Raw genomic sequence first — 25230 nt, forward strand, 5'->3', positions numbered from 1 at the left:
CTAAAAAAAACTTTAAAATATGTCTAAATTTTCCCAAATAGGATGAATGATTATATCACCTTGTTCTGCAATGAGGTAGAATTTATCGATTTTGCTCACATCTATATTTATCATTTTTACACTGAAATTTTCAGGATCATAAGTATTACTTTCTACACTTTTGTGATAATTATAATAATGTAATTTATTTTGATCATCAAAATAACCAAATTCATCAGCAAAGGTTCCCACTTTTCTACCTTTACCACTTTTGACTAGCTCAAATAGATCAATTACATGGTTTTGGGATCCAGGCTCAATAGGCCCTTCTGCAGCAAAAAATTTAGGTGCATGACCAACGTATTCCTTAAATTTTAGATTATGAGTCTTTTTTACACTACCAAAATCCACAAACTTATATTCATCTGAAACGCCAGAATATTGTGGATCATACTTTTTATATTCAAAAAACTCATTACCTAAAAAATTACAAAACGTTAATTTATAATTATCATGATCGGATTTTACGACTTTAAGGTAATGAAAATCTCTAGGAATCCTTACTTCCTCTTCCGTGATATGATTACGTACAACAAACTCACCATTTAGCATATGATAGCCAATTTTTGGCAAAGTGGCTATATTGATTGCCTTGTTTAGCTTAAAATTTGCCTCATAGATGCCACTTAATAACTCCTTTCCTTTTTCTAAGGTGACGTCCTGGTCTAAAGCTATATTCTTGATTGAACTCAATTCTTTCTGCATATTCAGTATAGCTTTCGTCAAAACTTCTATTGATTGCCATACAGTTAATTTATTATCAGTCAAATTATATACTTCAAGTATTAAATTAACAGGATTTTATCATGAATTTATGTTAAAAGTATTATACTTTGTAAACTTATGTCATGATATTAACTACATTAGCTAAAACATGCTTTTTATCTAAGTGGAGTTGCTTAGCAACAACAAAAAGTTCATCTATTTTTTTCCACTGACTTAGCAGAATTTCAACATCATTTACCTCTCTCTTTATGCTTTCTAAAATGAAGGCCTGAATTATATATGATGCTAGTTCTAGTTCGATTTCGCTATTAATTACTTTATTAATCATATTGGGATTCTTTAAATCATGAAGAAATTTATAAAAGTACTTGTATGCTTCATAAGCATCACTACTTATTGCATTTATTATCATTCCTGGCATTCCAGGAAATAAAGTAATGATTTCATCAAATATTTGATCATCAAATTTACATTGAGATGAAACAACTTGCTTTGTTTCATCATAAGTTAATGGGAGTAAATTCAGCTGAAAGCACCTACACAAGATAGTGGTTTGTATATCATATGGCTTATGGCTAATTATAAATATCTTAGAATTTTTTGGCGGCTCTTCTAATATTTTCAATATTGCGTTTTTAGCGTTATTAGTCATTGCCTCTAAGCTATCTATTATAGCTATTTTGTGTTCTGATTGAATGGGACTTAAGTGTAGAAAGTTTTTCATTTCTCTGACTTTTTCTATTCCGATAGTATCACCTTCAACAATGTGTAAGTCCAATGCTACTTCATTATAGCTTTTTATGAGTAACCAATTGGAGAAGGATTTTGCAAGTGTTGCTTTTCCTATACCTTTTTTACCACAGATCAGCCAAGACTGAACAGATAAGTTGTTCATTAATTTTTTTTTGGCCTGGTTGTGACCTATTACTTTTTTCATTCTTTCTTCTATAGATCTTAGTTTGAAAATGCATTGTTTACTGTTTGTAATAAAATTGCACCTTCCCTTAAAACCTTAATCTTATCTTCGGTTAAGTCAATAATAGTAGATTCTATACCAGAAACTAATTCGTCATCTTCAATCACTGCAGATAAATGTTGCTTAATGGATTGTGGTATATCGTCTGCCTTACATACACTTTTTTCTCCTGAAATATTTATACTAGTTGCAACTATTGGAACTTTCAGTTTGTTTAGTATTAAAATTGCAATAGGATGCTCAGGAATTCTGATACCTATACTATCTTTAAAGAATTCGTTTGGCAATATGTTGTTGTTTTTAAGTGGTAAAATATAGGTAATTGGTCCAGGAGAAAAGTGGTTTATTAAATCAATATATCTTTCCTTTACCTTTGCTATTTTTGTCAAATTGTAAATATCACTAACAAATATAGACAGTGGTTTATTTTGAGAGCGTTTCTTTATCTGATATATTTTTCCTATAGATTCATTATCTAGTGCATTACAAGCAAGAGCATACACTGTTTCTGTTGGAAAACACACTAATAAATTGTTCTGTATTGCATTTATTATTTTAGATACCATATAGCTAAAAACTTATTCATAACAACTAGATCAGTTTTGTTGCACTGTATCTTATATAGTAACTGCTAGTTTTTGTAAACGTAATGCAACGCAGCTTACCATTTGTTATGCAGATTTGCTACAACCCAAACTCTTCATTGACTTTATCAATTATTGCCTGTGGTGGATCCTCTCCCCATCCTGAATACAAAATCTCTCCATAGTCTGCAACATCTATAGAGCCAGTTCTGCTTTTTGCTAGAAACATTTCTCTTTTCTCTTTATCAACTAACACATAATGCCACGCTGATTTTCCACGATCTTTACCACGGACTAAGTATACAAGATCTGACCTACTTCTTTTTGTTGCATCAGCAAAAGATCTTTCATTGACAGTTCTGCTTTTACTTTTTATGCCGCCACTTTCAGAAAAAGCTTCCTTGGATTCGGTTTTTTTGCCTGCTAATTCAGAAATTTTTCCTTTTTCCCCTAATGCCCGTTCTTTGGTGTTTTGAGACGAATACTTACTGGAAAAACCTTCCCCTGTACCGCCAGGAGTCCTGTTTGTGAAACGCTTAGTAAATGAATTATTGTCGTTGTTTTCTGCCATAAAAATCTCCAAACTTTAGATTGTAGAATCCAAACTTTTACTACACTTTATCATATGTTAATTAAATTAATATAAATGAAAAATAATATAGTAATTATTACAGGAATTACGGCCTCAGGTAAATCAGAATTATGCGATAACCTGATAGAAAAATATGGAAATATTAGTATAATAAATTGTGATTCAAAGCAGGTATATGAAGAAATTCCCATAATTACTGCTCAACCACCAAAGCAAGAAGTATTTTATAAACTATATGGTTATGTTTCAGCAAAAGAAAATTATTCCGTGGGTCTATGGTTAGAAGATTTAGAAAAAGAAGTTAATCACGCATTAGAAAATGCTCAAATACCTATCATCACTGGAGGAAGCGGGCTTTACATCAGCAGTTTAATCAAAGGCTTATCATCAATGCCACAAATAAGTCAGAAAGTGAGAAAAAACGTAAGTGAGCTCAGGAAAAATTTAAGTAAAGAGGAGTTTTACAAATTAGCGCTAAGCAAAGATCCAAGGATTCAAGGTAAAGTGTTCATGAATGACTCGCACCGCCTTTCAAGGACACTTGAAGTTATCACTGAAACTGGCAAGTCAATTTTTGTATGGCAAGAGAATAGACAGCCTCCTTTATTCAATAATTTTAAGATATATACAATTCTGCCTAAACGTGAAGATGTATACCGAAAAATAAATTCTCGTTTCATTACAATGATTGAAAATGGAGCAATTGATGAAGTAAAAAAGCTACTTAGCATGAACCTAGCCCCACATTTGCCAGCTATGAAAGCACACGGAGTGCCAGAAATTATAAAGTACTTGAAAGGTGAGATTACTTTAGACGAAGCGATACAAATTGCTCAAACAAACACAAGACACTACGCGAAACGTCAGTATACCTGGTTTAAAAAACAATTTCTAAATGCTGAAGTGATTGATTGTGCAAACAAGCTCAAGATATTTTAATTCAGGCCGTGCTCATTACTACGAATAGGGGGTTCCATATTTTCCAGATGGTCGCTTACTTCTAGTGGATCGCCTAAACCATGCTCTATTTTTATTTTAAAAAATCCAAGCCTCTCGCACAATTTCTGAAAGTATTCTTTTATAATGTCAAATAAGCTTTTATCACCTATATTATAGTCCTTCAGTCTCTCAGGAACAGTAAGTGACAAGTTACCATTTGTGTATGTTACATTTTTATCATCTTGAGACTTAAGCGTGAATTCTAGTGAGCTGGATAGATCACACACCTTGTCACCGAATGTACCGTCGCTCCTTTGGAAAAATATTGGTAATGTCATATCAGATTTAACACTCACATTATTTTGGCTAACACAGTCAATACTTATCACTTTTTCAGGTCTTTCTATTATGAATGAATGCTGGCTAAGTGCACCTTGAAACTCTATATGTACACCAGCTTCATATCCTGCTTGATTACAATTGATAACTAATTCTTCCAAGATAGAGTCACTTGGAACTTCTGCCTTAGCGTATTTGAACATCTCCTTAAAAACTTTTCTTGCAAATGGGCGGTAGTCTTCATTTTTACCTTCACTTTTTGGCAGTAAACTATCATGTTCTTTGTATAGCTCGGCAATCAAATCTCTACTTATACTTTTGCCGTTAATAACAAAATCCATTCTCTGAAAATCTAAGAACGCTGTATTACCAGAATTCGCTTCAGCATTGTCTTTACCAGCTCTTAACTTGCTAAAACCAAACTTTTCTGCTTGAGCTCTTAATGTAACTACTGGATTTTCCTTTTCTTCTGATATAGAGCTACTCATTATGAATACCTTGATATAGACTGCTGATAGTATAATAATACATAAAAATGATTAATAAGTTAATAAAATACCTACTATAAGCCCTATGATAGCAAATATAGTTAGGGGTAACTTAGGCTTACCGATGACTTTAAAAACAACAAATTCGTCATTCCGTTACGTGTTAGCGGCTGAGATACCGCGAATGAATCGCGGTATAACGTTAGAGAGCTGTGCTAGCTATAGTGCATACCTGACCATAAGGTGACAAGATTTTAAAAAGGCTCTATAACAGTTTTACACATGTATGAATCTCAATGAGCAATCAGATTTTTCTAAATAGCAGGCTGGAGAATATACCTAAGTTCCATTCCGCAATATTGCCTAAACTTTGTGGTGGGGACAAGGTGGTGGATCTGCTGTTTTATAAGCCACTTAGTTATGTGGATAGAAGCAAGTTACTATCTGATGCTCGAGTTGGAGAATTTACAACTTTCATTGCAAAAGTTTATGAGCATCAGTCGCCCACTTTTAGAGGTAGACCATATAAAATAGTCGTTGAAAGTGAGAGTCAGTATATATTCATAGTCTTTTTTAATTACTCAGTTAAGTATTTATATAAACTATTTCCAATTGGAGCGAATGTGATCATCAGTGGCAAACTCGAAAAATTTGCTGAACATTGGCAAATTACTCATCCAGATTACGTGTCGCTTGACATCAACCAATTTAAAAAAATAGCTTGCATAGAGCCAGTTTACCAATTATGCCGTGGCATTACCAATAAGCGCATTGGGAACATAATAAGCTCTAATCTAAAGGAATTGCCTGATTTACCAGAGTGGATAGATGATACATTAATCAAGCAAAAAAAATGGTTAAGTTGGAGGGAAAGCATCATAAAGTTGCACAGACCAAGCTCATTGGTGGAAGCTGAGGTTTGTAGAAAAAGGCTTGCTTATGATGAATTGTTTGCGTATCAGCTAGCGCTGAAACTTGCAAGAAAAAATCATGTGAAAGAAAGGGGAAGAGAATTTATAATATTGAGTAAATACAAAGAGCAAGTTTTAAATGAATTGTCGTTTCAATTAACAAATGATCAAACTCGTGCAATAGATGAGATCTCAGAGAGACAAAAATCCAAGTATCGCATGATAAGCTTGCTGCAAGGTGATGTTGGTAGTGGCAAAACCGTAGTTGCACTTTTTGCAATGATAAATGTGGTAGAAAACAACATGCAGGCAGCTCTAATGGCACCGACTACTATCTTGGCGGAGCAACATTATAATTGGATTGAGGAAGTTTTATCCTGTACCGATATAAAAGTTGCGCTGCTTACTGGTAAAACTTCGCGCAAGGAAAGAAAGATTATCATGAACGAACTTGCAAGTGGTGTTTTAAATATAGTGATTGGCACTCATGCACTATTTCAAGCTAACGTTACATTTAAAAATTTAGGGCTTGCAGTCATAGACGAGCAACAGCGATTTGGAGTGATGCAGAGAAATCGCTTGGTAGGAAAAGGAGAAAATGCCGATATACTTTTCGTTACTGCAACTCCCATTCCAAGAACTTTGCAGCAAGCTATGTATGGTGACGTTGAATGTTCAATTTTGAAAGAAAAACCAAAATCCAGATTGCCAATAAAAACTGTAACTATGAACATTAGTAGGGTGCCAGATGTTATTGAAAAGCTAAAAGGTGCTATAAACAGGGGCGAAAAAGCATATTGGATTTGTCCATATATAGAAGAAAACGAAGAGACCAATATTGCTGCAGCAGAGATGCGTTTTCAGGAATTACAAAAAACATTTCTTGATAAAGTCGGGATAATACACGGAAAATTGACTCAGGAGCAGAAAGATCAAGTTATGTTTTCCTTCAAAAGGAATGAATTTTCTCTGCTTGTTGCAACCACTGTGATAGAAGTTGGTATAGATGTGCCAGATGCAACCATCATGATTATAGAAAATGCAGAGCAATTTGGGTTATCACAATTGCATCAGTTAAGAGGCAGAGTAGGGCGAGGAAACAAGCCATCTTTTTGTGTATTATTATACGATAATTTAAGTAAAAGCTCATCTTCAAAGTTAAAGATCATGTGTGAGTCACAAGATGGATTTTACATTGCTGAAAGGGATATGATGCTAAGAGGCAGTGGAGATATTTTAGGCACAAAACAATCAGGATGTATGGAATTTAAATTTGCTGATTTATATCAGGACAAAGAGCTGCTCAATCTCGCGTATAATAACGCAAAAGGCGCAATGGCTGATTTTGAATTACTGCTTGATATATTTGAATATAGGAGTAGATTACATTTTTCAAAATTTCAGTAGAAAAACCAGGTAGCCCGCAGAAACAAAAAAACTTCCTTGACAAACCTCGCCAGCCCCCTTATCATGAAACTGAAGCTATTGTATTTGCTTTCGCCAATCTGCAGATTAAAAGGTAAGGATTACTTAATGTATCGGCGTCTTATGTTCAATTTTTTGCAGTATATAGATACTGTATGTCTTTACAAAACTTCATCCACATCTAGATTTTTATCTAAATAAGCTGAACGCGCTTATAAAGCGTTACAAGACATCAAAAAATGCCAATACTCAACAGAGATAGTAAAAGACTAGCTAACTTGGGGATTCTTTGTCTTTTTTTCTGCTTAGTAAATTTCTTAAACATTTGCAGCGTAAGTTAGTTGCAATTAAAAGCGGCTGAATCTCGCTTGTCAAGCGTTTAAAACATAAAAAACGCCAATATTTTAAAGCGGATAATAACCCCAGGGCTTCTTTTGCCTTTTTTTTATTTGGTAAATTTCTTAATGTTTATGGCTAAACGACAACCGTCATCCCGCTGCTTGTTAGCTGATGAGATACCGCGGCGGTATGACGGTTCGTGGCGGTATGACGGTTCGCAGTGGCATGACGATAAGCTCGTCATCCCGCTACTTGTTAGCGGCTAAGAGATACCGCGAATGAATCGCGGTATGACGGTGTAATGACGGTTAAGTAATTCGTCATCCCGCTGCTTGTTAGCGGGATCTCTTGTTAGCGGCTGAGATACCGCGAATGAATCGCGGTATGACGGTGTAATGACGGTTAAGTAATTCGTTATCCCGCTGCTTGTTAGCGGAATCTGCTGTGGCGACATAAACTCAAATCATTTCAAATTTCAATCCAAAGAGGTATCATTATGTCAAACAACTTCAATTTTAAAGAATTTTTTAACCACTATGAAACAAATAGTACGTCAGATGATATACAAAGGTATTATTTGCTGTGGAAATCAGTAATAGCGCAGGCAATGATTGATGCAGCAAGTCACTGCAAAAAAACAGAAAGCTTGGTAGAAAAACGTAAGGCAATTTCTTGGCTATCAGACTTTAGTCAAGATTTTGTGCACACATGTATATTGGCTGATTGTGATCCGGTATACGTAAAAAATAAAATACAGCCAACCTTAAAAAGCCTTACTAGATAAAGCCTTTTTATATACTTAATGAGGTTTACTCCTTTTACCGAAAAAAATATAATTCAATCTCCTATCTATAGTTGCCTCTATATCTTTGATTAATAGCTGCTTTATCATGTTTACTTTTCGCTTTGCATCTTGAGCTTGACGCTCATTGTTACCACTGTTATTGCTGTAATTATTCTTATCACTATAACTACTGCCACTTGGTTTGCTACTGTTACTGAACTCACTACCCTTTTTTCTTCTTGTGTTGAGTATCTGTATTATCTTTTCCTTTAAAAAGGACTTCCAGCCTGTGCCAAGTAATAATTTATAGAGAAAATGCGGAGTAAGAAACGCCACTAATATTCGAATAGAAATTCCGTAACCGAGGTCTTCCCTATTTTCATAATACCACTTGCAATATTGAAACAAACGGTAAAACGCATTTTTGAAAGAGCAAAATTCTACAGCATACCAAAAACCATTGCTGAGAAACATGAGCACAATGCTGAATGTGTAAAGATACATTGTGAAGAGAAACAGTTTCACAATTATATCTTTTAGACTACCTAATATATAATTCAATAATCTTAATTTATAGAAAAGTGATATCATTTCACACCCACTTCAACATGGCTGGGGTGGAAGGATTCGAACCTTCGCGTGGCGGTATCAAAAACCGCTGCCTTACCACTTGGCTACACCCCAATACTACTTACATCAATAACACTATTAGCCCAATTAGTAAAAGATTTATTTGCTTTTTCTATGGGCATCACAGCAATAGCTGGCTGATCATAAGAATGCATTGCTTCAATTTTTTCTACAATTTTATCAACTTGATCATTTTTGCTTTTCATAATTGCTACTACTTCACAACTATTACTAATTTTACCTTCCCATAAATACAGAGAATTCACTTCGGGAAATATATTTACACATACAATTAATTTCTCGTTTAACAATTCTTCAGAAATAGTTTTAGCTTCTTCAAAATTTGAAAAAGTTGTATAAATCAAAACTAAACTACTCATTAGAATCTATATAAACGCACTGCTACTATACTCTACCGAGGTTTATTCATCAAGAGAAAATAACGCCAGCGCGTACTGTATGAACATTTGTTTGCAAAGGTAGTATGTTAAGTGTTATAGCTAGTTTGCCTCAAACGTAAAGGTGTCATCCCAGTGCCCCTGTGATGTCATTCCAGTGCTTGACACTGGAATCCAGTTTTCCATATAATCTCATCGAAAACGTTGTAACCACTTTCTATGCTAGTTTGCTTGTAAACAAGCAAACTTTCCTGGATCCAAGTGGGCTTTGTTGCATCACACTTTATGAGATGGTGATTTATGGTAAATTCATGTAACTATCTCAAATTTAGCCATACCAATATCAGTGAATTTATTAAGCAAATAGCATTTGATTAGCAGTTCTTTTTCTCGATTTATCTCAGATTTATTCCTAAAACTAAATCCGAATATTTGCTTTAATCTTGAGAAAAACCCTTCAATATAAGATCTTTTCCCATAATTTACTTCTTTTTTCCATTCTTTCATGCCATCTTCACCGTATAATTTTATTAACCTAATAGCAGCATTCCTGTCAGACATATAATCTATTTCTGGATGTTCTGCCGCATTGTTTATTGGTGGAATTTTTGTCTTTATATCATATTCATTACACAACTTATAAAACTTGTGCCTATCACATGCTCTATCTGCATATAGTGCTTTTATGGCATGCTGAAAATCAACTTCTTTTAGCAAATCACAAGCTCCATAGTGATCAGAGTAGACACCGTTACTGTATTTTACAGCTATGGCTTTTTTGTTGTTTATATTCAACATTACGTGCAATTTTCTCGTTTGCTCATAGCCACGATATTTTCTGTCAGTGCTATTTTCCTTGCTGTGACCAGGAGTGTTGTTGTATATACTAATTCCTGTACTGTCTATAGCAATTTCGATATCTTCCATATTATTTTCTGCAATCATTTATCTTAATATTAAGTTTCTTAAACCTTCTTGATGCTTGTGAATAGCTGATAACTGCCAAATCTCTTCCTATTTGTTGCAAATACCCTTTTATAAACCCGACTGTTTGTCTTAAACCAATTCTAAAGAAACTGACGATTATATGCACCAAAATCACAACTTTATCACTATAAATATAGTTGCCGCCCTGCATTTTTGGACAATTCTCGTACCAATTTTCTATGGCGTCATTGATATAACAAAAAATGCTTCCTCTTTCTTGGAGAAATTTGTTATATTCATGGCAGTTACTGACTCTCATTTTTTGTGGCATATTTTTTCTTCAACAGTTAAATGGCTATTTATAATGAATTTTGTCAGTAACTGCCAGTTCTTTTCACTTGAGCGATGCAACAAAGCCATCCCAGTGTCAGCTACTCGGATGACACCTTTCCTAGCAGAGAAATCACAATGTTCATACGGTTGTACGCATACCGCTGGGATCTAGGATTTTTCTATAATTTAAAAACAAAAAAGGATGTTACTCATTGAGTAACATCCTTTTGGAGAAGGTGGATAGCTTTGTTTAGTTCGTTTTCACAGCTGTTTGTGCAGCTTGCTGTTGAACGTCAGTGTCAACAGCTACTTTCGTAGAAGGCTGTCCCACCAGTTTGTCCAGATGACCTGTCTTTCTTAAGTCAGCTTGGGTTTTTGCCTTGCCATTTTCAGTAAACATTGTATGTGTTGGAGAAGAAGTTGGTGAATTGAATCCACTATCAGAACCATTACGATTACTAAAAGAATTGTGTAATGTAGATTCAGTTTTAGCACTTAAACTAAATTCTTTTAAGTTTTTCTCCATTGCTGCCCCAACTTCATCTTTACTGAAAGATTGTTCCAATCTTTCTAATGAGCTTGTTGGTGTAGAAGGACCAGATGAACCTCTTGCACTATCAAAAGAATTACTGCGAGTTAGAGTTCCTTTATTCGAATTACCAAGATATTGGTTTACTTTAGGATCACTGAGAACATCTTCACTGAAAGAACTTTGTCCATTTAAGTTAGTCAATGAGGCGCTTCTAGTTGGTACTTCTGGAGTTCCTACCCTAGTAAGGTTGCTAGTACTATTACGTCGTGCAACTCCTGGTCTTCCTCCTATTGTTGCAGTTTTATTAGTATTCTCAATTGGAGTAGGAGTATCAACGTAAAAAGTTCTATTTCCTATTTTTCTAGGCAACGTGTCTGATTCAGAAAGAACTTGATATTTAACTTCAGAAGTTTTTTCTGACTTTTTGCCACTTTTGAAAGGTGATGAAACCCTATCCCAAAGTGAAGAAGGTGCTTTTACTTCTTTATGCTCCGCAGGATTTAACAATTCCGCTTCGCTGCTAACAGTACTGTCAGTCTTTACAGAATTTAGTGAATTGCTTTTTGACAAGCTGTTAGATTGTTCAGAGCCTTTTCTTCCCAGTGAAGAGAATGATGATGACACAGACCTAGTTAAACTTTTGACAGAAGGCCTGTTAGCTTTTTTCTCTGCTCTGTCAAACATATTGCTTACGCTTGAGTACAAATGATTTTCTCTACATTCTTTAATAACCTTCTTAATTTCATCGTAATGTTCAGAGAAAACACTGTCGATGAAATAACTACCTTTAGGTAATGACCTTTGTGTTAACAAGTTATGCAAGCTTTTTTCATTTAAATTATTAATGAATTCTTTCTGTACTTGCCATCCAGAAGTATGTTCAATCTCCCCTGATTTTGCCTTCTCTGCCATTTTTAAATCAATTTCTGACGATATTCCAGAAAGTACATTTTTCACTAACCCAGAATTATTTCCTTTATCAGCAAAAATTGCTTTCATATCATTTCTTATTTCGTCAGATTTCTTAATTGCATCTGGAGTAAACCTTTTTACCTTATCTAAATAGTCCGTCTCACCAGATGCCTTATGGAATTTATTTGCCACTCCTTCGCCTACAAAACTAGCGCCTTTTTTCAGTGAATCTACTGAATGTTCATAACCTTCTTTCACCTTATCTTTAACATGCACAGCACCATCTCTAACTTTTCCGGCAGCATATGTTGATGCGTCCTTAACTTTCCCAGCAGTATATTTTGCCCCATCAACTGTTTTTTCTGCTGACCACTTGAGCCCTTTATATCCAGATTGAACTGTTTTTACAGCGACTTTTACAGCGAAATATAAAGCAAGACCAACTATAGCACCTGGTATAGCAAGTGTTGCACCAACTGCCAAAAGTGGTAGTACTGCCGTAAATAATCCACTTGCTGCACTTACTACAAGAATCTTATCTCCTTGTTTCATCTTAGAGAATTCTGTATCCCCTTTTAACAGGTCAGTAATTCTTTCTTTTAGCTTCTTGGGATCATTAGCAATATCTGAATTTGGTAGATTTTGCATCGTTTTATTCAAATCAAAACTATCTTCTGGTTGGTTTTGTTGAGTTCCAACAGAATTTGAATTTTTTTCATTATGTAACATTTTAAACCTCACTATTAATTAAATATATTATAATTGTATTCCTTGATTCTTAAGTTAGTGTTAAATTGATTGCCAGTATTTATTTGTCTTCAAATAATTTCGCTTGACGTGTTTTGTGGTAACATAGAAAATTAGGTCAAGAAGCTGCAGCATTTATGAAGTATAGAAAAAGAACACTCATCTTTTTGGCTGTTATAACTTTAATAATAATAGCTTTACTATTTAGGTATAATTCCCATTTTCACAAAGACGTAGTGCACTTAAAGAGTGACAACAAAGAATTCAAAAAAAAGCCAGAAAATTCCATAGAGTCGACCATATTACATAGAGAAAAGGAAGTGTACAATCATGTTTTCCATCCTGATGATTAATTTGTAAATAAAATAGCAATTTATGTTTGCATTTTCTTATTAAAGAAGTAATATTAGCGTATTAATTATAGAATCAATCATTATGTTTGATGATAATAATCCTTGGAATCTGGGAAAGAAACCGGTAGGGAACAAAACTCCTAATAATGAAGATATTTTAAGTAAAGCTGTATCTGATATAAGGTTCTTTCTTAATGGATTAACCAGAAACAGGGGCAAAAAACCTTATTTCATCATTTTCATTATTTTGCTGTTCTATGCTTGCACTGGCTTTTATATTGTCCATCCTAGTGAAGAAAGTATAGAACTTACCTTTGGTAAATATTCTAATACGGAAACACCTGGTTTGCGTTATCACTTCCCCTACCCTATTGGCAAGGTTTTTAAAGTGAACGTTAAGGAAGTAAATCGTGAAGAAATTGGGGTAAGTAGTTCTTATGGGCGAGATACAGATCGCGGTGAAGGCGTGATGCTAACTGGAGATGAAAATATAGTCAACGTTAACTTCGAGGTTCAATGGCGCGTTAGAGATGCTAAGGACTATTTATTCAAAGTGCGGGATTACAAACCCGGTTTCAGTGTTAAAAATGCTGCTGAAAGTGCCATGAGAGAAATAATAGGTAAAAACACGATCTCTTTTGCACTTGGTCAAGGCAGACCAGAAATTTCTAGAGATACTAGAATTCTATTGCAGCAGATTCTTGATGGATACCAAATGGGTATAGAGATTTTATCTGTTCAAATGAAAAAAATTGATCCACCAGAAAAAGTAATCAGTTCGTTTAGAGATGTACAAAGTGCTCGTGCAGACAAAGAGCGTACTATAAACGAAGCATATGCTTATAATAATGATATTATACCTCGAGCAAAGGGTGAAGCGATAAAGATAAAATTAGATGCACAAGCATATGAAAATGAAGTAATAAATGAAGCAAAAGGTAATGCAAATCGCTTTTTATCTCTTTATGAGGAATATAGACAGAATCCTTCTCTCGTTAAGAATCGTATTTATCTTGAAACTATGGAAAATATTTTCAGTAAGGTAGACAAAGTTGTTGTAACTGATGATCTGAAAGGTATGTTTTCTTATTTACCTCTTACAAATTTAGGAAAATAACCATGAGTAGTAATATTAAAATTGTTTTTGTTTCTGTATTTGTTGTTTTATTGATTGCTTTATCTAATTCAATATTTGTTGTGCAAGAAACAAAGCAAGCAATAGTTATACAACTGGGTAAAGTTGTAAGGGATGTTAGGGAAAGTGGCTTATATTTTAAGTTGCCATTCATAAATAGTGTAGAGTTTCTTGATAAAAGAGTTTTAGATTTAAGTCCTGACAAAACTCCAAGAGAAGTGATAACTGCAGATCAAAAACGTATTATAGTAGATGCGTATGCAAAATATAAAATAACGAATCCTATTACTTTTTACCAGGCTGTGAGGAATGAATCAGGTCTGGTTAGAAGATTATATCCGGTTATAGAAGCTCACATAAGAGAAAATATAGGCAGATTTTCGTTGATTAGCTTGTTGAATGAAAAAAGATCAGAGGTTATGCAATTGATTCAGCGTGGAGTTTATTCTGAAGCTGAAAAATTTGGCATAGAAATAATAGATGTAAGAATTAAGAGAGCAGATTTACCAGAAGAAAATAGTTCTGCAATATTTCGCCGTATGCAAACTGAAAGGGAAAAAGAAGCAAAAGAAATTAGAGCAGAAGGAGAGCAAGCTGGGCAGGAAGTTAGATCAAAAGCTGATAAATTAAAAAGGGAAATTATCTCCAGTGCAGTAAAAGAATCGTACGAAATAAGGGGCCGTGGTTATGCTGAAGCAACTAGAATTTATAATGAGGCATTTAAGGTTGATGAAGAGTTCTTTAACTTTTATCGCTCTATGAGCGCTTACAGTAAATCATTTGCCGAAAATAATACTAAATTTGTACTTTCACCAAACAATAATTTTTTAGATATTTTAAATAAAGGATGGAAATAATTTATGAAAAGTAAGGCATTTATTTTATCTATATTTGCATATTTTCTAATTGCGTTTTCTTCGTATGCTAATATGTTTGATTGGAATGCAAAAAAGGTCGTTGATGCTAGCACTACTGCATGCAACTGTAATCAAGGACTTGCCGATTTAGTGGAAGAACTCATTCCTGCGGTTGTAAATATTTCAAGCGAACAAATCATCAAACAAGAAAATAACAGCAGAACTAGAGTTCCATCTATGCCAGGAAACAATTTTTTTGATGATTTTAGAGAGTTTTTTGAGCATTTTGATCAGTTTTTTATGGATAGGGGCCCTAGTGTTAACAAAGAGGTGGTGTTGCTTGGTTCTGGGTTTATTATAGATAAAGGTGGAACTATAGTAACCAATTATCACGTTATTAAAAACGCCAAAGATATCACAGTTACTATGAACGATAATACTTATTTCAAAGCAGAAGTTTTAGGCTATGATGCAAGAACTGATCTTGCTGTGCTTAAGATTAATTCTGATAAAGATCTTTCTTCTGTTGCATTTGGTGATTCTGATAAAGCAAGGGTTGGTGATACGGTTATGGCAATAGGTAACCCATTTGGTTTGGGTGGCTCTGTAAGCACAGGAATTATATCTGCAAGGTCCAGGGACATTAGTATTGGCACTATGAATGAATTTATTCAAACTGATGCTGCAATTAATAGGGGTAACTCTGGAGGACCGTTATTTGATTTAAATGGAAAAGTTATAGGTATTAATACTGCTATCTATTCTCCATCTGAGTCTGGCGGCAATGTGGGTATAGGTTTTGCCATACCATCTAATTTAGCTATGTCAATTATTGACACATTAAAAAGTGGCAAAAAAATAAAACATGGTTGGCTTGGTGTGCAAGTTCAGCCTATAACGAAAGAATTTGCTGAGTCCTTGGGTTTAAAAGATATAAAAGGCGCATTGGTTGCAAGTATAGTAAAGGATAGTCCTGCAGAAAAAGGTGGGATTAAAGTAGGTGATATATTATTAGAATTTGACGGTAAAAAAATCGATAGAATGACACAATTACCTCAAATGGTTTCAAGAGCTGGACCTGAGAAAAAAGTGCAAGTTAAGTTACTTAGAAAGAGCAAAGAGGTTAATATTAAAGTTGTGATCGGAGAATCTACAAATGATGGCCAAGATAACAATCAAGAAGAAAATAAATCAACATCTGATTATGTAACCGGTTTAACTGTTTCAAATCTGCCAAAAGAATCAAAAGAAAGTAAAAATAATGTACCTACAAAAGGTGTGATAGTTACCAATGTAGATAGTAACAGTAATGCCACGTTGCGTGGTATTAAAAAAGGAGACATTATTATCCAATTAGATGGAACCGATATAGAAAATACTAATGATTTTCAAAAACAAGTTGATTCAGCAGTAAAGAAAAACGGTAAAGATTCAATAATGTTGCTCATTTACCGCAATGGAAATCAATTTTTCGCTTCAATAAAGTTAAAGAAGTAATTTTATTCACTAAATTTACAAAACAGTAGTGTTGTAAGCTCGCTACTGTAACACTTCAATCTTATAAAATAAATTAAAATCTACACTAGATTTCTTGCATAACCATATAAAAAACCAAAGGATGTCATCCCAGTGCCCAGACACTGGAAACTTCACTGTAATGAGCACATTGAGCAGCTGTATAATAAAAACTGGATTCCAGTGTCAGCTACTTGCATGACGCCGTCATAAAGGAACCAGTGTCGGCTACTTGGATGACACCATAGGGGTTACTTGGGTGATACTATAGGAGGTCTAACATGAACTTTCTAAAATTCATTGAACTGTGCTTTCAAACAGTGGTGCCGGGATGTGAGTATAATGATTATCAGTACATAAAAGTCATAGCAGACAGGCTGGAAGCAGCGAATGCTGGCGAAGTAAGGCGCATAATATTCAATATGCCTCCGCGTTCAATGAAGTCCATATGTATGAGTGTTGCGTGGCCCGCATGGATACTGGGCAACTGCAAGAATAATAGTTGCAAGTTATTCTAAGTTGCTTAGTGAAAAACATTCGCTCGATACCAGGTGCATAATGCAATCTGATTGGTATAAAAAGCTATTTCCAGAGGTAGAACTATCCAAAGACCAGAACACTAAATACAAATTCCAAACAGTACAGAGAGGATACAGAATCGCAACATCAGTTGGAGGAACATTAACCGGTGAAGGTGGTGACTTTATTATTGTGAATGATCCGCTTAACCCTGCTCAAGCTTTGAGTGAAACATTTAGAAAACGTGCCACAAACTGGTTCGATCAGACTTTAGTAACGAGACTCAACGATAGAAAAAAAGGAGTAATTGTGCTTGTGATGCATAGGCTCCACCTGGAAGACTTAACAGGGCACCTCTTATCCAAGCCAAAAAACATATGGCATCACATTTGTTTGCCAATGATTTCTGAAAAAGTGGAGATAATCGACTCAATTATAACACAAGAAAAAGGTTTATATTCAAGAGAAGAGAATGAGTTATTATATCCCCTGGAGGGAGGAAGAGAAGAAGTTGAGATGATAAAAGTTGAACTCGGGAGTTACGCTTTTGCTGCTCAATATCAACAAAACCCCCTGCCGCTTTCAAGTGGTATAATAAAACAAGAGTGGCTAAAGCGCTATAAAAATTTCCCTGATAATCTCTCACATGTAACTCAAAGCTGGGACACTGCAGTTTCAACAAACGATTCCAGCGACTTTAGCGTCTGCACCACCTGGGCAAAAATAGATAATAAATTCTATTTACTTGATGTATATCGAGCAAAGCTTGAGTACCCAAAGCTTAAAGAGCAAGTTCTGTCACTAGCTGCAAGATGGGCACCACACGCAATTTTGATCGAAGCAAAAACGAGTAGTCAACAATTAACACAAGAGCTAAAAGCAAATAGCGATCTACCGATTATTGAAATTGTGCCACACAATGACAAACTCACTCGATTTTATCAAATTGTTCCGGTGATAGAGTCTGGCAGGGTTTTTCTGCCGCATCAAGCGGTATGGCTCAATGATTTTGAGTACGAAATTTTAATGTTCCCAGAAGCTCGCTACGATGATCAAGTGGATAGTACGGTGCAATATCTGCAATGGATGAGAAAAACTAACACCAGTGCTTTCAGGGTCAGGGATTTTGGTCCCAACCCTAATAAAACACTTGGGTGGTTAAGATATATCTAAAAACCTAAATTTCTTTCCCCAAAGCTTCTGACGTATGCTTTACCTGTTGCGGATGTTTAAGCTCTGAAGAGACACTTCCCTTATGTTGCACATCAGGAGAACCCATAGAACAAAAACCACTATCTCTATCAACTTTTTTAGAACTAGAGTTATCAGATCTATACTCTACAGGTAGTACCTCCCCTTTCCCCGAAATAGTACCTTGTGACGGGCCTGGATCACCATCTAGAGAACTTACAGGAGAAGTCTCTTTTGAGGGTGAATTATTTTCTGCTCTTACTCTATTTGGTAATGAAAGTCGTTTAGAAATAGGTGGCTTTTTACTTACAGAACCCCCAGGAGCACTTACACTTGAAGATATCGAACACACCAAATCACGCCCTTCATCATGTCGCTTAAGGTTTACGTCATGTTGCTTCTTAAAATGTGAAAAGAAAAATTTTTTTATTTTTTGAACACCACCCCCATGTTTCTTCGGAGATTTACTATCTTGTGACTTTGCTTCAGAATACTCATCACTACTTTTTCGATCACTTTCATCAGTAACTTGCTGTTTTTCAGGTTCCTCATTACAAATGTTCTCCGTATCTTTTAGAGAATCTTCAGAATTTAAGAATGTTGAACTATCCCATGCTCTAAAAGAAGGAATCGATGATGATCTTTTCTGATCCTGAATATTAGCCTCTGTTAGCGTACCTTCACCAGCACCTAAAGATAGCTGTGATTGATCACCAGTGGATTGACTTAGATCTATTTCCCCGGAAGATAGCTGTGATTGATCACCAGTGGATTGACTTGAATCTATTTTCCCCGGCACCAACTGAAACAGCCCCCCTTTTCCTCCCTCTCTTTCCGATCCTTGCCTGGGATGCTTCTCTAACCCTTCACCACAACTTCGCTTGGGAAACTCCTGTGTCGGTGATGCTTCAGCTAATAGCGTTCGAGGAAGCCCAGGATCAATCTCTATTTGACCATCTTTATTGATTACAGAGTTTTCTATAATTACAGGAATTAAAAGAGCAATCTGTCTATTGGAAAAAGCATATACACCACCAAATCTACCTGATCGTGTGGTTTCAGTTTGACCTTTAATATCAGTCAAAAGATCATAACCAAATTGAGCATTAATCTTATTTGCCTCACCACGATTTAGGTACCTTGAAATATTACCCTCTTTGATTGTAGGTATAAAAGCAAAGCGATCTCCATTACTTATCTTGTCTTTATCGATAAACTCATCATAGTAATACCTGTGGATTGATATTTCAGTTAAGCGAAAGATTAGCTCGCCTATAGCATCCTTGTAGTGTTTAGCTTTCACTTTTAAATTATCACTGTGCTGAAGGTAAAAATTATACCCCACCTCTTTTTTAGAAGCTTCTGTTATATTTCTAATGAAACCAATATTTTCAACATCTTTAACATATACCTTATTGCCATCAATATGATAGAAATCTGAATAACTACAACCATGCTCCTCCATTTGTGCTTGAAGTGCCATCACAAAATACGTTTGCAGATTTGGGCCATTAAACAACAGACATTTTATATAACTAGATGACGGATCCATTTTTGCCTGCTTTATACTTGCGTTTAAAGTCTCTTCAATGCGTTTTTTACCAAGATGATGTTTTTCATCAATTTTCTTAATCACTCGGTCTTCGACATCATTTTCAAATTCCTCAGCAAAGTGCACCTTGAGATTAAAAATTACTCTAGAGTCTATAGGAACTGTGAGCTTAGTTATTCTTGTTTTCTTGTCATACTTTAACCATTTCTTATCAAAGTGAAATGGAAAAGATTCAAGATCAAAAACGTGACAAGCTACAAACTCATCAGAATAATATTCTCTTACTAAGTCTCTTGCCATCTGTGATAAGTACCTCTTTGCAGAGCGCCGACCACAATTAAACTTAACGACGATATTATCGCCCTCCACAACAAAATTAGTGTTGACTTTAGAGCCGTAATTACTAACGTTAAATGCATTAACCAGCTCCTTAACAAAATCTAAACTAGTCATAACTCCTCCCCTATCAAAATATTACTTTTCTTTATTTTTACTCCCAGCCTTATCAGCTTTAGTACCACTCATCCTCGTATAAGGATACTTACCACAATCATCAAACCTACTACGACCCTCGTGCATGTCTGGTCCACCACCTTCTCTAGGATTAGCTTTTAGCCAGGCAGCAGAATCATACCCACCAGAGCCTACCTTAAAACGAGGATCTCCTTGTGAACTAGAGCTCGCTTGTTGTTTTTTATCCATAATACCCTCCGTTAATAAAAATATTATGTAATCTATATATTATAAATAAATCATAAGTGCAACAACTTTTTTGCATTTTCATAAATTTTTTTTTCATTTCCCTTTATAACCTCCTTTAGGCTGAACATTTATAGAATTAAGTTCTGATTCTGGTGAAATTTGATCCTGCTCAGCAAGTAATTCACCGCAAATTTTATCTATATCAATTGTTTCTTTGCCAGTATTACTACTCTTTTGTCCACCAATTGACCCTACTGTTTCTTTGCTAGCATTACCACTATTTCTCATATTTTGCTCACCAGTTGACCCTACTGTTGGTGTCTGCCCGCTAATATTCATGCTTTTCTTTTCTGATTTTTCACTAGACCGCCCTGTCTTTTCAACAAATATTGGCCCCTTCTCCGCAGGTTTCTGTGGACACACCTCTTTCTTCTGTTCCTCCGGCTTCGCTTTTTTCTCTTCTTTGTCCACTTTTTGTTTTTGTGAATTTTCATGAGATTTTCTTTCAAGCTCAGTAAGACGCAATAGATGTTTCAAAGGATCTGACACAATTTCAAGTTCTGGTTTGCTCAGAACAACCGGCCTTACAAATCCTGGTGAAATTTCAAAAAGGAAAACTGGCACTTTAGGTTTTTCTCTTTCATCCACTTTCATTTCTACGTTTTCGCAAACTTCTTTATTTTCTTCCTTTAATGATGTTTTTTCTGCTTTTTTATCTTCTTTTTCTGTAGATGCCTCTACCGCAGCCGCCAACTCAACTCCAAACATCTCTGCGAACATTGTAACAATCCATCCGACAACAGCCATTTGTAACCTGAGTTTCAGATCTTGCAATGCAGTTAATCTTTCTAACGCCCTTGCAAACTCTTCTTCTGATAACTCACCACTGCCTAATTTCTCCTGCAATTCTTTTATCTCTTTGTCCAACCTCTGATTGAAACTTAAATCGCGTGCAAAAATCTTCTTGATTAACTCCTTAAGCTTATCACGCAAAAACTTCATTATCGCAGCAATCAGGTTTTTTTCTTTCTTCTCCTTGAGCATTTGGTAGATTTTCGGATCATCTACATCTACTTCAAAAAGGGTAAAGAGAGATTCAAAGAAATTCCAGAAATCTCCGAGTACTCTTCCTTTTTCACCAGTGAAGTAATCCTCATCATCACCTTGCCCGATATGTAGCTCTGCTTGAGATGATATTTCATCGATACAACTAGAAGCCTGACGCTCACACTCGAGCCTCCTGAGCAAATCTTGTCTGGTGAGCTCCTCTATGGCTGCTTTTAGTTCATTTAGCTTCTGCTCTGCAGAGAAATCTTGCTCCCTGATTTTTCCTTGGAAGATCGAGCTACCGTTTCCGTTATTATCTGAAAAATTTTCCATTATTTTTGCCTCCTCAATAAAATTACTGCCTTTGTTGTTACCTGAAAAGCTTTCCACCATTTTTACTTCCTTCATAAAACTTAATAATTTAATTCTACAGTACTAAATATTTAAGAACTATTAATGTAAAGATGTCAATAAAATTATTTACATTTTTACACTATATATATATTATATCATGTGCTATTTAACCTTTCAATAATATTTTTTATTTTTACTGCTTCTTCAAACTCTAGCATGCACTTTTCTTAAATTATCCTTATTAATATTTGCTTTTGCCTCTATCCCACTTTTTCTTGTAAAGTATTTGATATAGATTTTATTATACTCTTTGGCATAACATTTGCAACATACTTTATCTATAAATGGAAATTATTATACTTGCAGCTAGACACAATTTGAAATAATTTACACTATAAAGTTAAGGAACGAGATCCCAGTGTCACGCACTGGGATGACAGCAGTCCTACGTCATACCGCGATTCATTCGCGGTATAGATTCCGCTAACAAGTAGCGGAATGACGAATTTTTGTTTTTCAAATTATCGTAAGTCACTTTAGCTATATCAGACAATAGAGGCAGTGCGTAGAGGAGCTCACCAGACAAGATTTGCTCAGGAGGCTCGAGTGTGAGCGTCAGGCTTCTAGTTGTATCGATGAAATATCATCTCAAGCAGAGCTACATATCGGGCAAGGTGATGATGAGGATTACTTCACTGGTGAAAAAGGAAGAGTACTCGGAGATTTCTGGAATTTCTTTGAATCTCTCTTTACCCTTTTTGAAGTAGATGTAGATGATCCGAAAATCTACCAAATGCTCAAGGAGAAGAAAGAAAAAAACCTGATTGCTGCGATAATGAAGTTTTTGCGTGATAAGCTTAAGGAGTTAATCAAGAAGATTTTTGCACGCGATTTAAGTTTCAATCAGAGGTTGGACAAAGAGATAAAAGAATTGCAGGAGAAATTAGGCAGTGGTGAGTTATCAGAAGAAGAGTTTGCAAGGGCGTTAGAAAGATTAACTGCATTGCAAGATCTGAAACTCAGGTTACAAATGGCTGTTGTCGGATGGATTGTTACAATGTTCGCAGAGATGTTTGGAGTTGAGTTGGCGGCTGCGGTAGAGGCATCTACAGAAAAAGAAGATAAAAAAGCAGAAAAAACATCATTAAAGGAAGAAAATAAAGAAGTTTGCGAAAACGTAGAAATGAAAGTGGATGAAAGAGAAAAACCTAAAGTGCCAGTTTTCCTTTTTGAAATTTCACCAGGATTTGTAAGGCCGGTTGTTCTGAGCAAACCAGAACTTGAAATTGTGTCAGATCCTTTGAAACATCTATTGCGTCTTACTGAGCTTGAAAGAAAATCTCATGAAAATTCACAAAAACAAAAAGTGGACAAAGAAGAGAAAAAAGCGAAGCCGGAGGAACAGAAGAAAGAGGTGTGTCCACAGAAACCTGCGGAGAAGGGGCCAATATTTGTTGAAAAGACAGGGCGGTCTAGTGAAAAATCAGAAAAGAAAAGCATGAATATTAGCGGGCAGACACCAACAGTAGGGTCAACTGGTGAGCAAAATATGAGAAATAGTGGTAATGCTAGCAAAGAAACAGTAGGGTCAATTGGTGGACAAAAGAGTAGTAATACTGGCAAAGAAACAATTGATATAGATAAAATTTGCGGTGAATTACTTGCTGAGCAGGATCAAATTTCACCAGAATCAGAACTTAATTCTATAAATGTTCAGCCTAAAGGAGGTTATAAAGGGAAATGAAAAAAAAATTTATGAAAATGCAAAAAAGTTGTTGCACTTATGATTTATTTATAATATATAGATTACATAATATTTTTATTAACGGAGGGTATTATGGATAAAAAACAACAAGCGAGCTCTAGTTCACAAGGAGATCCTCGTTTTAAGGTAGGCTCTGGTGGGTATGATTCTGCTGCCTGGCTAAAAGCTAATCCTAGAGAAGGTGGTGGACCAGACATGCACGAGGGTCGTAGTAGGTTTGATGATTGTGGTAAGTATCCTTATACGAGGATGAGTGGTACTAAAGCTGATAAGGCTGGGAGTAAAAATAAAGAAAAGTAATATTTTGATAGGGGAGGAGTTATGACTAGTTTAGATTTTGTTAAGGAGCTGGTTAATGCATTTAACGTTAGTAATTACGGCTCTAAAGTCAACACTAATTTTGTTGTGGAGGGCGATAATATCGTCGTTAAGTTTAATTGTGGTCGGCGCTCTGCAAAGAGGTACTTATCACAGATGGCAAGAGACTTAGTAAGAGAATATTATTCTGATGAGTTTGTAGCTTGTCACGTTTTTGATCTTGAATCTTTTCCATTTCACTTTGATAAGAAATGGTTAAAGTATGACAAGAAAACAAGAATAACTAAGCTCACAGTTCCTATAGACTCTAGAGTAATTTTTAATCTCAAGGTGCACTTTGCTGAGGAATTTGAAAATGATGTCGAAGACCGAGTGATTAAGAAAATTGATGAAAAACATCATCTTGGTAAAAAACGCATTGAAGAGACTTTAAACGCAAGTATAAAGCAGGCAAAAATGGATCCGTCATCTAGTTATATAAAATGTCTGTTGTTTAATGGCCCAAATCTGCAAACGTATTTTGTGATGGCACTTCAAGCACAAATGGAGGAGCATGGTTGTAGTTATTCAGATTTCTATCATATTGATGGCAATAAGGTATATGTTAAAGATGTTGAAAATATTGGTTTCATTAGAAATATAACAGAAGCTTCTAAAAAAGAGGTGGGGTATAATTTTTACCTTCAGCACAGTGATAATTTAAAAGTGAAAGCTAAACACTACAAGGATGCTATAGGCGAGCTAATCTTTCGCTTAACTGAAATATCAATCCACAGGTATTACTATGATGAGTTTATCGATAAAGACAAGATAAGTAATGGAGATCGCTTTGCTTTTATACCTACAATCAAAGAGGGTAATATTTCAAGGTACCTAAATCGTGGTGAGGCAAATAAGATTAATGCTCAATTTGGTTATGATCTTTTGACTGATATTAAAGGTCAAACTGAAACCACACGATCAGGTAGATTTGGTGGTGTATATGCTTTTTCCAATAGACAGATTGCTCTTTTAATTCCTGTAATTATAGAAAACTCTGTAATCAATAAAGATGGTCAAATAGAGATTGATCCTGGGCTTCCTCGAACGCTATTAGCTGAAGCATCACCGACACAGGAGTTTCCCAAGCGAAGTTGTGGTGAAGGGTTAGAGAAGCATCCCAGGCAAGGATCGGAAAGAGAGGGAGGAAAAGGGGGGGCTGTTTCAGTTGGTGCTGGGGGAAGAGATAGGTCAGGCTAGTACTTCTTCTCAGCAAACGGACATGCCATCCAGTTCATACGCGTACATAGATAAACGAGATG

General features: G+C 35.4%; 20 protein-coding genes, 1 tRNA gene and 3 pseudogenes. 11 read left to right on the plus strand and 13 right to left on the minus strand.

Annotation, left to right across the window (positions count from 1 at the left end; translation table 11 throughout):
- Nucleotides 1-12: 12 nt before the first annotated feature.
- The 4 genes from WHA_RS03690 to WHA_RS03705 all read right to left on the minus strand — a co-directional run bounded on the left by WHA_RS03690 (nucleotide 13) and on the right by WHA_RS03705 (nucleotide 2896).
- Nucleotides 13-807 carry a hypothetical protein gene (locus tag WHA_RS03690; RefSeq protein WP_015589214.1) on the minus strand — a complete coding sequence of 265 codons (795 nt, stop codon included), beginning with the start codon at nucleotides 805-807 and terminating at the stop codon, nucleotides 13-15.
- Nucleotides 808-880: 73 nt separating this feature from the next.
- Entirely contained in the window at nucleotides 881-1702 is an 822-nt protein-coding gene (locus tag WHA_RS03695; protein ID WP_015589215.1) for an AAA family ATPase, read from the minus strand.
- 17 nt (nucleotides 1703-1719) lie between these two features.
- Nucleotides 1720-2307, minus strand: a complete 588-nt coding sequence (locus WHA_RS03700; protein ID WP_015589216.1) for an L-threonylcarbamoyladenylate synthase — start codon at nucleotides 2305-2307, stop codon at nucleotides 1720-1722.
- Nucleotides 2308-2425: 118 nt separating this feature from the next.
- Nucleotides 2426-2896 (minus strand): hypothetical protein, encoded by a 471-nt coding sequence (locus tag WHA_RS03705; protein ID WP_015589217.1) that lies wholly within the window; start codon nucleotides 2894-2896, stop codon nucleotides 2426-2428.
- A 75-nt stretch (nucleotides 2897-2971) separates the two neighbouring features.
- On the opposite strand from WHA_RS03705, the gene miaA reads away from it, so the two are divergent.
- The gene (gene miaA / locus WHA_RS03710; protein WP_015589218.1) at nucleotides 2972-3856 is read left to right on the plus strand and encodes a tRNA (adenosine(37)-N6)-dimethylallyltransferase MiaA; all 885 of its coding nucleotides are present in this window, start codon (nucleotides 2972-2974) and stop codon (nucleotides 3854-3856) included.
- Here miaA and WHA_RS03715 read toward each other — a convergent pair.
- A complete protein-coding gene (locus tag WHA_RS03715) occupies nucleotides 3853-4683 on the minus strand; it encodes a hypothetical protein (protein WP_015589219.1) in 831 nt (276 codons plus the stop codon). The genes miaA and WHA_RS03715 overlap by 4 nt on opposite strands.
- 296 nt (nucleotides 4684-4979) lie before the next feature.
- On the opposite strand from WHA_RS03715, the gene recG reads away from it, so the two are divergent.
- Both recG and WHA_RS03725 read left to right on the plus strand, forming a co-directional pair.
- The gene (gene recG, locus WHA_RS03720; protein WP_015589220.1) at nucleotides 4980-7001 is read left to right on the plus strand and encodes an ATP-dependent DNA helicase RecG; all 2022 of its coding nucleotides are present in this window, start codon (nucleotides 4980-4982) and stop codon (nucleotides 6999-7001) included.
- 853 nt (nucleotides 7002-7854) lie between these two features.
- On the plus strand, nucleotides 7855-8142 hold the full coding sequence (locus tag WHA_RS03725) for a hypothetical protein (RefSeq protein WP_007549783.1): 288 nt from the start codon (nucleotides 7855-7857) through the stop codon (nucleotides 8140-8142).
- Nucleotides 8143-8157: 15 nt separating this feature from the next.
- On the opposite strand, the gene WHA_RS03730 is transcribed toward WHA_RS03725, so the two are convergent.
- The 5 genes and pseudogenes from WHA_RS03730 to WHA_RS07295 all read right to left on the minus strand — a co-directional run bounded on the left by WHA_RS03730 (nucleotide 8158) and on the right by WHA_RS07295 (nucleotide 12603).
- Nucleotides 8158-8616: a hypothetical protein gene (locus WHA_RS03730; RefSeq protein ID WP_022626355.1), complete on the minus strand. Its 459-nt coding sequence runs from the start codon at nucleotides 8614-8616 to the stop codon at nucleotides 8158-8160.
- A gap of 135 nt (nucleotides 8617-8751) precedes the next feature.
- Nucleotides 8752-8826, minus strand: a tRNA-Gln gene (locus WHA_RS03735).
- A complete protein-coding gene (cutA, locus tag WHA_RS06465) occupies nucleotides 8817-9152 on the minus strand; it encodes a divalent-cation tolerance protein CutA (protein WP_015589221.1) in 336 nt (111 codons plus the stop codon). The genes WHA_RS03735 and cutA overlap by 10 nt, the downstream gene beginning before the upstream one ends.
- 327 nt (nucleotides 9153-9479) lie before the next feature.
- Nucleotides 9480-10428: pseudogene (locus tag WHA_RS06470) on the minus strand (IS5 family transposase).
- A 252-nt stretch (nucleotides 10429-10680) separates the two neighbouring features.
- Entirely contained in the window at nucleotides 10681-12603 is a 1923-nt protein-coding gene (locus tag WHA_RS07295) for an actin-bundling T4SS effector WalE1 family protein (protein ID WP_015589222.1), read from the minus strand.
- Between the two features lie 453 nt (nucleotides 12604-13056).
- On the opposite strand from WHA_RS07295, the gene hflK reads away from it, so the two are divergent.
- The 5 genes and pseudogenes from hflK to terL all read left to right on the plus strand — a co-directional run bounded on the left by hflK (nucleotide 13057) and on the right by terL (nucleotide 18173).
- Nucleotides 13057-14091, plus strand: coding sequence for an FtsH protease activity modulator HflK (gene hflK / locus WHA_RS03760; RefSeq protein WP_006279849.1), 1035 nt, complete (start codon nucleotides 13057-13059; stop codon nucleotides 14089-14091).
- 2 nt (nucleotides 14092-14093) lie between these two features.
- A complete protein-coding gene (hflC, locus tag WHA_RS03765) occupies nucleotides 14094-14966 on the plus strand; it encodes a protease modulator HflC (RefSeq protein WP_015589224.1) in 873 nt (290 codons plus the stop codon).
- Between the two features lie 3 nt (nucleotides 14967-14969).
- Nucleotides 14970-16463 carry a DegQ family serine endoprotease gene (locus WHA_RS03770; protein WP_015589225.1) on the plus strand — a complete coding sequence of 498 codons (1494 nt, stop codon included), beginning with the start codon at nucleotides 14970-14972 and terminating at the stop codon, nucleotides 16461-16463.
- A gap of 117 nt (nucleotides 16464-16580) precedes the next feature.
- A pseudogene (locus WHA_RS06475) lies at nucleotides 16581-16685 on the plus strand (WPE palindromic element domain-containing protein); the annotation flags it as partial.
- A gap of 77 nt (nucleotides 16686-16762) precedes the next feature.
- Nucleotides 16763-18173: pseudogene (gene terL, locus WHA_RS03775) on the plus strand (phage terminase large subunit).
- A 4-nt stretch (nucleotides 18174-18177) separates the two neighbouring features.
- Here the strand turns inward: terL and WHA_RS03780 are convergent.
- The 3 genes from WHA_RS03780 to WHA_RS03790 form a co-directional block, all read right to left on the minus strand.
- On the minus strand, nucleotides 18178-20196 hold the full coding sequence (locus tag WHA_RS03780) for a hypothetical protein (protein WP_015589226.1): 2019 nt from the start codon (nucleotides 20194-20196) through the stop codon (nucleotides 18178-18180).
- A gap of 21 nt (nucleotides 20197-20217) precedes the next feature.
- Nucleotides 20218-20445 carry a hypothetical protein gene (locus tag WHA_RS03785; RefSeq protein WP_015589227.1) on the minus strand — a complete coding sequence of 76 codons (228 nt, stop codon included), beginning with the start codon at nucleotides 20443-20445 and terminating at the stop codon, nucleotides 20218-20220.
- 93 nt (nucleotides 20446-20538) lie between these two features.
- Entirely contained in the window at nucleotides 20539-21885 is a 1347-nt protein-coding gene (locus WHA_RS03790; protein ID WP_015589228.1) for a hypothetical protein, read from the minus strand.
- Between the two features lie 550 nt (nucleotides 21886-22435).
- On the opposite strand from WHA_RS03790, the gene WHA_RS03795 reads away from it, so the two are divergent.
- From WHA_RS03795 to WHA_RS03805, 3 genes are all read left to right on the plus strand, one after another.
- Nucleotides 22436-23590, plus strand: a complete 1155-nt coding sequence (locus WHA_RS03795; protein ID WP_015589229.1) for a hypothetical protein — start codon at nucleotides 22436-22438, stop codon at nucleotides 23588-23590.
- Between the two features lie 93 nt (nucleotides 23591-23683).
- The gene (locus WHA_RS03800; RefSeq protein WP_015589227.1) at nucleotides 23684-23911 is read left to right on the plus strand and encodes a hypothetical protein; all 228 of its coding nucleotides are present in this window, start codon (nucleotides 23684-23686) and stop codon (nucleotides 23909-23911) included.
- A 21-nt stretch (nucleotides 23912-23932) separates the two neighbouring features.
- Nucleotides 23933-25168: a hypothetical protein gene (locus WHA_RS03805; protein ID WP_015589230.1), complete on the plus strand. Its 1236-nt coding sequence runs from the start codon at nucleotides 23933-23935 to the stop codon at nucleotides 25166-25168.
- The last annotated feature ends 62 nt before the right edge of the window (nucleotides 25169-25230 follow it).

It is taken from the genome of Wolbachia endosymbiont of Drosophila simulans wHa, from assembly GCF_000376605.1.
Classification (GTDB): Bacteria; Pseudomonadota; Alphaproteobacteria; order Rickettsiales; family Anaplasmataceae; genus Wolbachia; species Wolbachia pipientis.

Coding starts and splice junctions, on each gene's coding strand:
- WHA_RS03725 (WP_007549783.1), top strand. CDS start 7,855: ATGTCAAACAACTTCAATTTTAAAGAATTTTTTAACCACTATGAAACA.
- WHA_RS03790 (WP_015589228.1), bottom strand. CDS start 21,885: ATGGTGGAAAGCTTTTCAGGTAACAACAAAGGCAGTAATTTTATTGAG.
- WHA_RS03805 (WP_015589230.1), top strand. CDS start 23,933: ATGACTAGTTTAGATTTTGTTAAGGAGCTGGTTAATGCATTTAACGTT.
- WHA_RS03715 (WP_015589219.1), bottom strand. CDS start 4,683: ATGAGTAGCTCTATATCAGAAGAAAAGGAAAATCCAGTAGTTACATTA.
- WHA_RS03730 (WP_022626355.1), bottom strand. CDS start 8,616: ATGTTTCTCAGCAATGGTTTTTGGTATGCTGTAGAATTTTGCTCTTTC.
- WHA_RS03700 (WP_015589216.1), bottom strand. CDS start 2,307: ATGGTATCTAAAATAATAAATGCAATACAGAACAATTTATTAGTGTGT.
- WHA_RS03770 (WP_015589225.1), top strand. CDS start 14,970: ATGAAAAGTAAGGCATTTATTTTATCTATATTTGCATATTTTCTAATT.
- WHA_RS07295 (WP_015589222.1), bottom strand. CDS start 12,603: ATGTTACATAATGAAAAAAATTCAAATTCTGTTGGAACTCAACAAAAC.
- hflC (WP_015589224.1), top strand. CDS start 14,094: ATGAGTAGTAATATTAAAATTGTTTTTGTTTCTGTATTTGTTGTTTTA.
- miaA (WP_015589218.1), top strand. CDS start 2,972: ATGAAAAATAATATAGTAATTATTACAGGAATTACGGCCTCAGGTAAA.
- WHA_RS03800 (WP_015589227.1), top strand. CDS start 23,684: ATGGATAAAAAACAACAAGCGAGCTCTAGTTCACAAGGAGATCCTCGT.
- cutA (WP_015589221.1), bottom strand. CDS start 9,152: ATGAGTAGTTTAGTTTTGATTTATACAACTTTTTCAAATTTTGAAGAA.
- WHA_RS03780 (WP_015589226.1), bottom strand. CDS start 20,196: ATGACTAGTTTAGATTTTGTTAAGGAGCTGGTTAATGCATTTAACGTT.
- hflK (WP_006279849.1), top strand. CDS start 13,057: ATGTTTGATGATAATAATCCTTGGAATCTGGGAAAGAAACCGGTAGGG.
- WHA_RS03695 (WP_015589215.1), bottom strand. CDS start 1,702: ATGAAAAAAGTAATAGGTCACAACCAGGCCAAAAAAAAATTAATGAAC.
- recG (WP_015589220.1), top strand. CDS start 4,980: ATGAGCAATCAGATTTTTCTAAATAGCAGGCTGGAGAATATACCTAAG.
- WHA_RS03705 (WP_015589217.1), bottom strand. CDS start 2,896: ATGGCAGAAAACAACGACAATAATTCATTTACTAAGCGTTTCACAAAC.
- WHA_RS03785 (WP_015589227.1), bottom strand. CDS start 20,445: ATGGATAAAAAACAACAAGCGAGCTCTAGTTCACAAGGAGATCCTCGT.